This window comes from Niallia sp. Sow4_A1 (assembly GCF_052116745.1).
GTDB classification, from domain to species: Bacteria; Bacillota; Bacilli; order Bacillales; family Cytobacillaceae; genus Niallia; species Niallia hominis.
The window spans coordinates 63,590-76,773 of record NZ_JBQKKM010000011.1 but is presented as its reverse complement, the minus strand read 5'-3'; the positions used below and the strand labels follow the sequence as shown (position 1 = coordinate 76,773).

Here is a 13,184-nt window from a genome sequence, read left to right as displayed (position 1 = left end):
TACCCATAATAAAGATAATAAATAAACCGCTTCTTCCTACCTGTTTAGCTGATTTAGTAGAAAACATACTAGTTATAAAAAAATATTCTACCAAAACATTATACCTTTACATCTTAAGACAATCAACACTATCGAACATACAATAGGCAACAATAATAGTGTTTATCACTAAATTCTCTACCTGTTCCCATTACAGTATTCAAACAGCAATAAAGAAAAGAGAGAATGCCAAAAAAGAGATAGAAATTTTTTGACATACTCTGCTATAAAGATAAATTAATTATTCACAACCATTTTCTTTTCTACAAACTGTTCCATCCGCTTTACTGCTTCTTCAAGCTTTTCAAGTGATGTTGCATAAGAAAGTCGGATGTAATTATCTGCGCCAAATCCTGAACCAGGCACAACGGCTACTAATGCTTCTTCTAACAAGCCAGCAACAAACTCATCAACTGTTGCATATCCTGTTAATTCTACTGCTTTTTTTACATTTGGAAAAAAATAAAATGCTCCTTTTGGCTTTATGCACGAAAAACCAGGAATTTTATTTAATTTCTCATGTATGATATCTAAGCGCTTATTAAATGCTTGGCGCATTTCTTCCACTGAATCTTTTGGACCAGCGTAAGCTTCAATCGTAGCATACTGTGATGGTGTGGTTGGATTTGAAGTACTGTGACTTGCAAGATTCGCCATCGCAGTAATTATTTCCTTATTTCCTGCAGCATACCCAATTCTCCAGCCTGTCATCGAATGAGATTTTGATACCCCATTTATTACAATAGTCGCTTCTTTAAGTGCAGGAGATAAAGAAGCAATCGATACATGTTTACTATCGCCATAAACTAATTTCTCATAAATTTCATCAGATATAATTAAAATATTATGTTCTAAGCAAACATTTCCAATTTCCTTTAATTCTTCCTCTGTATAAATCATTCCAGTTGGGTTACTTGGTGAATTAATAATAACTGCTTTTGTTTTTGAGGTAATTACTCCTTTTAATTGTTCAGGAGTAATTTTAAATTCATTTGACTCATATCCCTCTACAAAAACTGGTACACCTTCTGCAAGCTTTACTTGCTCTGGGTAACTAACCCAATATGGGGTAGGAATAATTACTTCATCCCCTTTATCCAAAATAACCTGGAATAAAGTAAATAATCCGTGTTTTGCACCATTTGTAACGATAATCTGATTTGTATCATAATCTAAATGTTGATCTTTCTTTAGCTTTGCTGCAATTTCTTTTTTTAATGTTAGTAATCCTGATGCAGGCGTATATTTTGTATGACCTTCATTCATACTTCTAACCGCAGCATCAATAATATTTTGAGGAGTGTTAAAGTCTGGCTCTCCTGCGCCTAAACCAATAACATCATGACCAGCTGCTCTTAAACTCGCTGCTTTTGCTGTAATGGCCAATGTTGTAGATGGTGTTAATGCGTTCACTCTTTGCGCTAATTGAATTTTCATTCCTATTTGCCACTCCTATCAGTTAATAATTTTCAATTGTTAAAAGGATTTCTCCTGTCTCAAAATCTAACCAATGGTAGTTTATTGAGTCCGTATCTGTATGAGAATAAATCTCCCAAACAGGCAGTCCATCATACATCCCTAAGCGGACTGCATTTATTTTTTCTGGTGATTGCTCCGATAATAATATATTAAGTGCTTCTTGTTTGGTTAGCCCATCTTTTTTCAGCTTTTGAGTAACTTGATGGCTTTGTTCATTTATCCAAACAATCATTTCTTCCTTATCATCGTTCTTTCCTTCTAGAATATAATAGGCTTCCTTCCCATTATATAATTGAAAGCTATCAATCTCCTTCATATCTGATTCCTTTTTAGCAATCGTTTCAGCTATTTCTCTTGCGGTTTTTATAGGCTTCATTGCTTGTACATATGTATGAATACTTACACCTATTCCAATAAGAAAAACAACAATAACAATCCATATCCATTTTCTCATCTTATTACATCACTTCTTTAAACCAGTATTTTGTACATAGGTTATTATAACAGTATTTATAAATAGAAAGAAATTATTTTCTATAAATTCGTTGTTATTTGTCGAGCAACTAATTGATTATGTATACTACTTAAACACTTTATACAGGCATTCAAGAAGCAGTACTTTCTCAAACGCCTATATTCACCTTATAAAAATTTACTTTAGCCAGCTTTTGATGAATTTTACCATTTCCTGACTATTTTGTTGCTTAATTGGCACAGTAGGTATAGACTTCAGAAATGTCTCCCCATAAGTGGTTGTAACAATACGGCGATCAAAAACAATAATAAATCCTTTATCCTCTTCCGTGCGAATTAATCTACCAAATCCTTGTTTAAATCGCAAAACAGCTTCTGGAAGGCTATTTTCTATAAAAGGATTGCCTCCCTTATTCTTAATCAACTCATTTTTCGCTTCCGTTAAAGGGTCTTCAGGTGAAGAAAACGGTAATCGCACAATGATTAAACAAGTTAAATCCTCGCCAGGAATATCAATTCCTTCCCAAAAACTATTCGTACCTAATAATATTGCTTTATCATAACGCTGAAAATTACGCGTTAATCTCATTCTACTTCCATTTGTAATCCCTTGTGCCAAGATTGCGTATTCTTCTAAACAACCACTTTCTTTCATATAATCATATGTTTTTTTTAACATGTCATTTGCTGTAAAAAGAATCAGCATTCGACCTTTTGTAGCCTGTGCGATATGGATTATTTGCTCTCCGATTGTAGTAACATAATCATTTAATGATACGGAATTAACTTCTGGTACATCTGTTGGGATAAGTAATTGCACCTGTTTCTCATAATCAAATGGTGAATTAATTTGAACTTCCAGTTGGCTATTTCCTAATCCTAACCCTTTAGCATAATATTCAAATGAATTATTTACGGTAATTGTTGCTGAAGTAAATACAACACTTTTTTTCTTATTAAAAAAGTTGTTCTGTAAAGTTTCAGCGACAGAAGTAGGTTGTGTATATATTACTGCATTGTTCGGATAATTTTTCGCATCTGTTTCCAACCATGCGATATTGTCCCCTACTCGCAAAAACATCTCCCGCAAATGATTAATATATATATACCAATCATTTAAAATCGACTCAATTCTTTCCACTATTAGCATTTGAGAAGCGCTAAACTTTCTTCCTTGTTCCTTTAATCGCTGTATTTTTTTTACTAATACTTCTCTTCCATCCTTCCAAAGAAAAATAATTCGTTCTGCAACGCTTTTGACAGCATTCCAATCTCCCATGCCACTATTAGTCTTTAATCGATAGCTTCCCCTTCCATCTCTTCTTGGTTGATTCGTTTTTTTCGCATAGCGAAGTACAGCCCGAAAAAGTTCATCTAATTCATCATGTAATCCAAGGATAAATTGATTAAACTCCCATTTCTGATGGATATTCGATTCCCCTAACAAGTTTTCTAAATGAAACATAAGTTGCTTTTGATCTGTGGTCCCAATCGCATTAATACTTAAACGCACAGCAATGTAGGAAAAACGAAATCCAAAATGCTTTGTCGTCGTTTTTTCAAAATGATGTCCTTCATCCACAATGACATACTCATAGGAAGGGAGGAGGCGTTGACCTGCTGTAAGATCTTTTAAAAGCAAAGCATGATTCGTTATAATCATATTTGCTTTTTGTGCAGCATTTCGAGTTCTTCTATAAAAATCCTTAGATGCCCATTCCTTTGAAATAGGCAGCGAAAAATTTCCGTCATTTTTTATTTTTTCCCAGTAATTGCTTCCGCCACTTGTTAAATTCAACTCATCTTTATCTCCTGTTTCTGTCTCTGTTAACCAAATTAATATTTGCATTTTTGTAAGAATAATATCATAATTATCTTCTTGCTCTTTTAAAGAAACTTCAAATTTATCTAAACTGATATAATGATTTCTACCTTTTAATAGTGTATAAGTTATAGGAAATGGAAGGATACTTTTAAGCAAGGGCAAATCTTTATGAAAAAGTTGTTCTTGTAGTTGGGTTGTAAAAGTACTGACAATTACTTGCTGTTTATTTGCGATTGAGAAATATGCAGCAGGCACTAAGTAACCAAGAGACTTTCCAACACCAGTACCAGCCTCAATAAGACCATGTCGATTGTCTGATAATGCCTGATGAACAACCTTCATCATTTCTAATTGTCCATCTCTTCTTTGATAAAAAGGAAAAGTATCCCTCATTCTTTGCTCCATTTTTTCCATATCAAAAGAAACAGAGCAATCCTTTCTTTGATCTACTATCAGATTACTAGGCAGTCTTTTAATGGTTAATCCTCGATATATCTCCCAATCATCCCGTATATATTCTATTTTTGATTGTTTTTCTTGAATAAGAGCTTGTAAATAAATATCTAAATCGCTTTTGAGCGAGGAACTTAAGAATTCTAATTGCTTTGTCGTTACTTGAGGCAGTACGTTCAGCTTCTCCAACAATAATAGCAATAGCTCTGCTGTAACATAAGCATCACTATCAGCCTGATGTGGTCTACTATGGACTATCCCTTCTTGTGCAGCAAGATCAGTTAATTTATAGCTATCTGCTGTTGGGTATAAAATTCTTGCTAATTCTACTGTATCAAGAATTGGTCCATAAAACTGCTTAAAGCCAGCCTGTTCTAGCTCTTCATTTAAAAAGGATAAATCAAATAATACATTATGGGCTACAAAATAAGCTTCCTCTAATAAAGAAACAATTTTTTCTGCAACTTCGTCAAAAATTGGTGCTGTTTCCACCATTTCATCGGTGATTCCAGTTAATTCTTCTATAAATGGCGAAATTGGTTGAAGAGGATTAAGTAAAGAAGAATATTCCTCCACTATTTTCCCGTTTTCAATAACAACTGCCGCAAATTGTATAATTCGATCCCCTTTTCTAGGAGAATTACCGTTTGTCTCCAAATCAACTACTACAAATTTGTTACTCATTACGTCCACCTCAAACTTTCAGTCATTCAAACGGTATCATAAAAATGGAAAAAGGGAAAGATGTTAGTTTTATTCTTTAAATTTTTATAAATTATAAAACCCCTACTCAAAGTGAATAGGGGTAATTTATATCAGCATTAGTAATTTACATAACTGTTTTCACTGGTTCTTGATGCAGAATGTTTATTATGCGATTATGTTCATCCATAATTGCTACTTTCGGTTGATGACTGTGTAGCTCTTCATTTGAAATATAACAATATGAAATAATGATGACAATATCCCCTACTTGTACAAGTCTTGCTGCTGCACCATTTAAGCAAATAGTGCCAGTACCTCTCTCCCCTGGGATTATATAAGTTTCCAATCTTGCACCATTATTATTATTAACAATTTGAACTTTTTCATTCGCTACCATCCCGACAGCATCTAATATATCTTCATCTATTGTAATACTACCTACATAATTTAGGTTCGCTTCCGTTACTGTTGCTCGATGGATTTTTCCGTTCATCATTACTCGAAACATTGGGTTAACCCTCCATAATATAAAGTGAAACTTTGTACCTCTATTTGGTTTCTTTCCTTCGCCACTGATGGTTAATGGAGCCATTCGGGCCTAACTTCCTCGAACTCTCCAAAAAGCCAGAGGGAGATACTTATGCGTCTTAACCTTATATTTTAAAGATAATATTATCAATTAATCTAGCCTTACTAAATTGAACGGCAATCGCAATAATAATCTCTCCCGTTAACTGCTTTACATTCTCCAATTGGGGATAGGATAGAATTTCAAAATAGTCCACTTTTCCACTAGATTCCCTTTCAATCAACTCAACTACATGCTTCTTCAATATTTCTAAATTGTCTGTCCCCTTTATTAATTCAGCTCTAGCAAAACTTAGCGATTTATAAAGAATACCTGCTTCTTGTCTTTCTGTTGGAGTAAGGCGAATATTTCTAGAACTCTTAGCTAAACCATCTTCTTCCCTTACTGTGTTAACCGCAACTAGATTAATAGGGAAATGAAAGTTTTCAATTAATCCATCCACTATTGCAACTTGCTGAGCATCTTTCTTTCCAAAATAAACATTAGTTGGCTGTACTAAATGAAACAGCTTCGTTAGAACGGTTGCAACCCCATCAAAATGCCCAGGTCTTGAACGTCCACACAAACAATTTGTACGTCGCTCTACTTTTACGATTACAGACATTGGTTCAGGATACATTTCTTCTTCAGAAGGATGGAATAAATAATCAACCCCCTCTTCGATTGCGACCTGTTTATCATGCTCAAAGTCTCTTGGATAAGATTCCAAATCTTCATTAGGTCCAAATTGGAGGGGGTTAACAAATACACTCATTATAACTACATCATTCTGCTCTCTTGCTTTTTTTAGCAAAGCTCGATGCCCTTCATGAAGATAGCCCATCGTTGGAACAAACCCAATTGATACTTGGTCTTTTTTTAACTGTGTTGATATCTCCTGCAATTGATGTGGATTACTTAGGATGTTCATTGGCTTTTTCCTCCATATAAGCTTTTTACTTCTTCTGCTTTCATCTGAAAACTATGCTTCATTTCAGGAAATGCTCCAATTCTTACTTCAGATATATATTGATCCAACGCTAGTGAAATTGGATCATTTACGTTTGTATATTGTTTTACAAATTTCGCCACTCGATCAACACCATATGTTATGAGATCGTGATATACAAGGACTTGGCCATCTGTGTCACTTCCTGCACCAATTCCAATTGTTGGTATGTCCAGTTGATCACTTACTTCTTTCGCAACTTGCATTGGAACACACTCTAGCACTATCGCAAAAGCTCCTGCAGCTTGGCATTTCAGTGCATTTTGAATAAGAAGTTTAGCCTCTTCAGAGCTTTTCCCTTGTACTTTATAACCACCTAAAACACCAACTGACTGTGGCGTTAAGCCTAAATGAGCCATAACTGGGATACCAGCATTTGTTAAACTATTTATTTGATCGATGACATCATCAGCACCCTCTAATTTCACTGCATTTGCTCCAGTTTCTTGAATTAAGCGAGTAGCGTTGATTAATGTTTCACGGTTTGATATATGATAACTCATAAATGGCATATCAATGACAATAAATGTATCTTTAGCCCCTCGTTTTACTGCTTTCCCATGATGTATCATGTCTTCCATTGTAACTGGCACTGTTGAGTCATATCCAAGAACGACCATTCCTAAAGAATCCCCTACCAATATTAAATCGGTTCCTGCTTGTTCTACTAATTTAGCAGAAGGATAATCATATGCCGTAATCATTGTAATCTTTTGGGCATTTTGTTTCATTTTAAAAAAATCTGTTGTAGTTTTCACTCATTTTCCTCCTTTAATAGGAAGAGGGAATGGCTTAATACGAAAAAAACCTTCTACAAAGAATAGAAGGATTGTCTTTATGTTTCGATTTTTCATCCCTCTGTCCTTGTCCAAATATGGATCTAGGCAGATATAATTATGGTTGTTGCACATTAAAAACAATGGTGCAGTTCATTAAGATACTGCCCGACAAATGAATTATAACAAACCAGCTAAGGGATGACTATGGGCAATTTACGTTTCCATTAAAATATCCGCTGAATAAATGGAATGTACTTCTCCTTGATCATCTTCAAGCAGTAACACCCCATCGTCTGTAATTCCTTTAGCCAGTCCAAAGATACTTCCATTTAACGTATTTGCTCTAACCTTTTGCCCTAAACTAATGGAATAGCTTTCCCATAATAGTTTTATTGGATAAAAGCCTTTTTCTAAGTAAAGAAGATATAGTTTTTCTATTTGCTTCATAATGCCTTGGATAATGATTGCTCGATCCCAACTTGTCTTTGTTTCAAGATAGATAGAAGTGGCACTGGACTGCAGCTCTTCTTCAAAATCTTCAAGCTGCTGATTTACATTTATACCGATTCCAATGATTAACGAATGCACCCTGTCACTATCAGCCTGCATTTCTGTTAGAATTCCTGTCAATTTTTTACCATTCACTAATAAATCATTTGGCCATTTGATATCAGCTTGTACTCCAGTAACATCCTGTATTCCCTGAACAACCGCTACTGCAATAAGCAATGTCAATTGCGGTGTTTTCATAATCGGAATAGCCGGCTTTAAAATAAGACTCATCCATATTCCTTTATATTTAGGAGATTGCCATTTTCTTTCTAATCTGCCCCTGCCGCCAATCTGCTCTTCTGCTACAACTAAAGTGCCTTCTACAGCCCCTTCCAAGGCAAGCTTTTGGGCAATATTCTGGGTAGAATCCACCGTTTCTTCAAAATGAACATTCCTGCCAATATAGGAGGTATTTAAACCAAACAAAATATTATCAGGAACGATTTTCTCTGGTGAGCTAATGATTCGATAACCCTTTTTTCGGACTGCTTCAAGGATAAAGCCGTCTTGTCTTAGTGCTTCGATGTGCTTCCAAATTGCTGTACGGGAACATCCTAAAAGCTCAGCAAGCGATTCACCAGATAAATACTGATTCGGGTTATTAGTAAAAGCCTCAATTAGTCCTTTTCTGATATCTGATGACATTCTCTTAGCCACTCCTTTATTACTTTCTTATCATTTTTAATTTTCCGTTCCACTACTTTTGTTTCAACAAGGGAAAGCATCTCTTTTATCCATGGTCCTGCTTGTTTTTTCGTCCATAATAAAAGGTCATTTCCGCTAATAGCCAGCTCTTCCTTTTTTTTGATTGGCAGCTTTCTATATTGTTCTTCTAATAGAGAGATATTTGGATTAATTTCTTGATTTTTTAGAAGCTGATATATTTTCTCCGTACTAACTGCGATAGATATTGTAGCAAAATAAAGCGAATGATTAGTCCAGGTGACCATTTTCTCTCTTTCTAAAAACCAATAGATTATTTTTTGGATATGCCGTATTTGTTTAACTGGTAGCTTCCAAGCACGCAAAAATGATTCTATTTGCTGTTTTTCTTTTATTTCAATGGATAATAATAAAACAGCCCATTTTTCAAGTAAATCAAGCTGAGACAGAGAGAGATTCACAAACTTAGTGAGCCCTTCTTTACTAGATGCAAGCATCGGCAAAAATGTATACATCTTTGTTTCAAGCAATATAGCTAGAGCATCAGAACACCATTTCCCCTGTAAAAGCTTTTCAAATTCAGTAGTAATTCTCTCCACTGCTATCTTAGAAAGAAGATGCTTATTTTTGATAATGCCTATTAACGTCTCCTCCTCCAACTGAAAGCCTAAGGTACTAACGAATCGAATCCCTCGCATGATTCTTAATGCATCTTCCTGAAACCGCTCATTCGCATTACCAACTGTTTTAATTTCCTTCTGTCTTAAAGCTTCCTGGCTATTAAAAAAATCAATAATACGTCCTTCTTTATTCATCGCTATCGCATTTATCGTAAAATCCCGACGTTTTAAATCTTCTTTTAATTCGCGAACAAACAACACCTTTTCTGGTCTTCGATAATCAACATAAGTAGATTCGGTTCGAAAGGTCGTTATTTCGTATGTATGATTTTTCCATACTACCATTACTGTTCCGTGTGCAATTCCAACATCGATAGTATGGGAAAATATCGTTTTAATTTCATCAGGTGTTGCGGAGGTAGCAATATCTATATCATTAATTTGTTTGTTTAATAGATAATCTCTAACTGCTCCCCCAACAAAATAAGCTTCGAAGCCTGCACTCTCAATTCTCTCCATTATGGGAATAGCGTCATTAAAAGGCTTGATCATTCGTTCCACCAGTTTCTAGAATTGATTTATAAATCTCCACATATTGGTCAACAATAATATCTGCACGGAAATAATCTCTTACTCTTGAAAGAGAATTTTTAGAGAATCTAGCATGTTTTTTACTATCTGATAAAAGATTTACCGAATGCTTAGCAATATCCTCTACATCACCTAGTTCACAAATAAAACCAGTCTCATTTGGAACGATTACTTCTGGAATGCCGCCGACATTCGTTCCTATAACCGGCACTCCACATGCCATCGCCTCTAATGCTACTAAGCCAAAGCTTTCTTTTTCAGAAAGAAGTAGCATTAAGTCACTTAGCGAATACAGCTCCTCTAGATTTTCTTGTTTTCCAAGGAACAAAACTTTCTCTCTTAATTGCAATTCATCCACCAGTTTTGTTACTTTAGACATTTCAGGACCATCTCCAACAAGCAGTAGTCTTGATGGAATTTGATCTGAAATTCGTTTAAATGCTTTGACGACATCCGTTACTCTTTTAACTCCTCTAAAATTAGATACATGTATGATGACTTTTTCATTCATTGAAATAGCCAATTCTTTTTTTAAATGACTAGCATCTACCTTACGATACACTCTTTCATCAATAAAATTATAAACAGGGACAATTTCTTTATTTGGTTCAATTACTTCATGCGTTTGGGCAATTAAAGAATTCGAAACAGCTGTTACAAGGTCTGATTTTTCAATCCCGAACCGAATGCCTGTTGCTAGTGAAGGATCATACCCTAATACGGTGATATCTGTACCGTGTAGAGTTGTCACTATCTTTACATCTCTATTGCTCATTTGTTTTGCTAATATGGCACAAACAGCGTGAGGAATTGCATAGTGTACATGAAGCAAATCTAATTCTTCTCGATTAATAACTTCTGCCATTTTACTACTCAGTGCTAAATCATATGGTGGATATTGAAAAACAGCATATTGATTTACTTCTACTTGATGATAGTAAATGTTTGGATACATTTTATTTAACCGAAATGGTATGCTCGAGGAGATAAAGTGTATTTCATGTCCTCTCTCCGCCAGCATTTTCCCTAATTCTGTTGCAATAACACCTGAACCACCAACAGTTGGATAGCAGGTAATGCCAATTTTTAATTTTTTCATATGTCTCCACCTAATAAATCTTGATTTAATAATATTGGCTTTGATTTAATAAAGCCTTCCGCATAGGTTACGCCGACTTCTTTTCCAAAAAGTTTTTCTCTTGCCTCGATGGTGTCAATATAGCCATTTGTTAACGGAGTGTCTACACTGTCTTTCCCTTTAACAAATTGGCTTTGATAACAATTTAAACTTGCTTCTTTATGTTTCATAAACTCACTTGTATCAATCACAAAATCTGGTTTATGAAAACCATTTATCATATAATAGTATACATTTTGAACTTTATGTGGATCTGTGTTATTAGCGTGATAATTACGAATGCCTGCTGAAAAAACCGCTTCTTTCACGATTTTTGTACAGTTCCCATGATCCGGATGCCGGTCTTCCCAATAAGGGGAGAAAACTAGCTTAGGTTTGTAGGAGCGAATTACCTCTACTACCTTTTGAATGGCTTTCTCCTCCACATATAAACCTCTATCAGGAAAATCTAAGGTTATTCTATCGAAAAGCCCCAACACTTTTCCAGCTTCCTTTGCTTCTTGTTTACGTCTTTCAACCGTTCCATTTGAAGAAAGGTCGCTTTCTGTCAAATCACAAATGACTATTTTTTTCCCTAATGCTGCATATTTAGCGATTGTTGCACCCATGCCGATTTCCACATCATCTGCATGTGCACCAAAAGCAAGTATATCTATATTAGTTATCTTCGAGTTTTTTTGCCACTGGTTCTGTCTTTCCATGAACTATTTTTCTCCAATCTATATCGCCTTGCTCGAGTCCTCTAATTAATACTTCTCCGGTTCCCATATTTGTTGCAAGAGGGACAGAATAAACATCACATAAGCGGATTAATGCTGTTACATCTGGTTCATGTGGCTGTGCAGTTAATGGATCTCGGAAGAAAAACACCATGTCCATATCATTATTAGCAATGTATGAACCTATTTCTTGATCTCCTCCGAGCGGTCCTGAATGAAAACGATGTACTTCTAATCCGGTTGCTTCCTGAATTCTTGCACCTGTTGTTCCTGTTGCATATAAAGCATGCTTTTCAAATATCTTTTTATAGGCAACAACAAAAGCTACCATATCATTTTTCTTTTTATCATGAGCAATTAATGCAATGTTCATCCTTATTCCACTCCTATTCCATAATATTTTCTAAGCCATAGATCAGTACATTAACTTTTAATACCTCTTCTACTGCAAATTTAACGCCTGACATAAATGATGTACGATTATAGGAATCATGTCTAATTGTTAAGGATTCTCCTTCTGCTCCGAACATTACTTGTTGATGAGCAATTAAACCTGGTAACCTAGTAGAATGGATGCGCATACCATCAAAGTCAGCTCCTCTAGCTCCTTGTATTGTTTCCTTCTCATCTGGATGTCCCTGTTTTTTACTTTCTCGTACTTCAGCAATAAGTTCTGCTGTTTTCACTGCGGTACCTGATGGTGCATCTAACTTTTGATCATGATGCATTTCCATAATCTCTACATCTGCAAAGTATCGTGCTGCCATTTTAGAAAATTTCATCATTAAAACAGCACCTAAAGCGAAGTTTGGAGCAATAATACAGCCGCGGTTCATTTCTTCACATAATCCTTCTAACTCTTCCAAGTTTTCCTTTGTAAAACCGGTTGTTCCAACTACTGGTCTAACGCCATAGCTTAGAGCTGTTTTCGCATGATGCATACCAAATTCAGGTGTAGTCAAATCAATGAGTACATCTGGCTTTTCTGTTTGTAAACAAGCTTCAATATCCGTATAAATTGGGACATCATAGGAAGAAAAGCCTTCAATCTCTTTTAAGCTTTTCCCTTCATGTTTATGATCTAAAACAGCAACAAGCTCAAATTGCTCTGTTCTTCCTGTTAAATACACAGCTTCTTTTCCCATTCTACCTCTTGGGCCAGCTATTACGATTTTTACTTTATTCAATGTATAATCTCCTTACTTTTATGTATTTTCTTTAGTCTTTTCTTGTCCATCTGTCTTTATCTCGTGTATTAAATTTATGCATGACACGATCATGCGCTTCCTCCAAATCAATATTTAGAGAATTCGCTAGACAGGTTAATACAAATAGCATATCACCAATCTCGTCGGTAATTTCCTTTTCCGTCTCTGACTCTTTTTTGGGCTTCTCTCCATAGTAGTGATTTACTTCTCTTGCTAATTCTCCTAGCTCCTCGGTAAGACGAGCAAGCATTGCTAACGGACTAAAGTAGCCCTCTTTAAATTGACCAATGTATTCATCAACTTCTCTTTGTATATCTTTTACTGTTTTTTCTCGATTCAATATAGACACCTCTTACGTCAAT

The 13,184-nt window shown here is 35.3% G+C and carries 13 protein-coding genes; all 13 read right to left on the bottom strand.

Translation table 11 applies throughout. From position 1 onward, the window contains the following. Positions 1-276 precede the first annotated feature (276 nt). Positions 277-1,476, bottom strand: a complete 1,200-nt coding sequence (locus tag ACTQ5K_RS08495; protein WP_031538121.1) for a pyridoxal phosphate-dependent aminotransferase — start codon at positions 1,474-1,476, stop codon at positions 277-279. 22 nt (positions 1,477-1,498) lie between these two features. Next, complete coding sequence (locus ACTQ5K_RS08490; protein ID WP_031538123.1) at positions 1,499-1,972, bottom strand: cell wall elongation regulator TseB-like domain-containing protein; 474 nt, start codon at positions 1,970-1,972, stop codon at positions 1,499-1,501. Positions 1,973-2,170: 198 nt separating this feature from the next. Then, positions 2,171-4,954, bottom strand: coding sequence for an ATP-dependent DNA helicase DinG (gene dinG, locus ACTQ5K_RS08485; RefSeq protein ID WP_349204387.1), 2,784 nt, complete (start codon positions 4,952-4,954; stop codon positions 2,171-2,173). 145 nt (positions 4,955-5,099) lie between these two features. Next, positions 5,100-5,483: an aspartate 1-decarboxylase gene (gene panD / locus ACTQ5K_RS08480; protein WP_031538125.1), complete on the bottom strand. Its 384-nt coding sequence runs from the start codon at positions 5,481-5,483 to the stop codon at positions 5,100-5,102. 145 nt (positions 5,484-5,628) lie between these two features. Continuing rightward, entirely contained in the window at positions 5,629-6,474 is an 846-nt protein-coding gene (gene panC, locus ACTQ5K_RS08475; RefSeq protein ID WP_349204385.1) for a pantoate--beta-alanine ligase, read from the bottom strand. Next, positions 6,471-7,310 (bottom strand): 3-methyl-2-oxobutanoate hydroxymethyltransferase, encoded by an 840-nt coding sequence (panB, locus tag ACTQ5K_RS08470; protein ID WP_031538127.1) that lies wholly within the window; start codon positions 7,308-7,310, stop codon positions 6,471-6,473. The genes panC and panB overlap by 4 nt, the downstream gene beginning before the upstream one ends. A 234-nt stretch (positions 7,311-7,544) precedes the next feature. Continuing rightward, positions 7,545-8,528 carry a biotin--[acetyl-CoA-carboxylase] ligase gene (locus ACTQ5K_RS08465; RefSeq protein WP_349204383.1) on the bottom strand — a complete coding sequence of 328 codons (984 nt, stop codon included), beginning with the start codon at positions 8,526-8,528 and terminating at the stop codon, positions 7,545-7,547. Then, on the bottom strand, positions 8,501-9,718 hold the full coding sequence (locus ACTQ5K_RS08460) for a CCA tRNA nucleotidyltransferase (protein WP_441993821.1): 1,218 nt from the start codon (positions 9,716-9,718) through the stop codon (positions 8,501-8,503). Before ACTQ5K_RS08460 ends, ACTQ5K_RS08465 begins: the two co-directional genes overlap by 28 nt. Next, positions 9,702-10,856 carry an N-acetyl-alpha-D-glucosaminyl L-malate synthase BshA gene (gene bshA, locus ACTQ5K_RS08455; protein WP_031538132.1) on the bottom strand — a complete coding sequence of 385 codons (1,155 nt, stop codon included), beginning with the start codon at positions 10,854-10,856 and terminating at the stop codon, positions 9,702-9,704. Before bshA ends, ACTQ5K_RS08460 begins: the two co-directional genes overlap by 17 nt. Next, positions 10,853-11,596 (bottom strand): bacillithiol biosynthesis deacetylase BshB1, encoded by a 744-nt coding sequence (gene bshB1 / locus ACTQ5K_RS08450; RefSeq protein ID WP_235251460.1) that lies wholly within the window; start codon positions 11,594-11,596, stop codon positions 10,853-10,855. Before bshB1 ends, bshA begins: the two co-directional genes overlap by 4 nt. Then, a complete protein-coding gene (gene mgsA / locus ACTQ5K_RS08445; RefSeq protein WP_035416535.1) occupies positions 11,553-11,987 on the bottom strand; it encodes a methylglyoxal synthase in 435 nt (144 codons plus the stop codon). The genes bshB1 and mgsA overlap by 44 nt, the downstream gene beginning before the upstream one ends. A gap of 13 nt (positions 11,988-12,000) precedes the next feature. Next, positions 12,001-12,801, bottom strand: coding sequence for a 4-hydroxy-tetrahydrodipicolinate reductase (gene dapB, locus ACTQ5K_RS08440; RefSeq protein WP_235251458.1), 801 nt, complete (start codon positions 12,799-12,801; stop codon positions 12,001-12,003). A 31-nt stretch (positions 12,802-12,832) separates the two neighbouring features. Next, complete coding sequence (locus tag ACTQ5K_RS08435) at positions 12,833-13,162, bottom strand: nucleotide pyrophosphohydrolase (protein ID WP_031538319.1); 330 nt, start codon at positions 13,160-13,162, stop codon at positions 12,833-12,835. Positions 13,163-13,184: the final 22 nt, after the last annotated feature.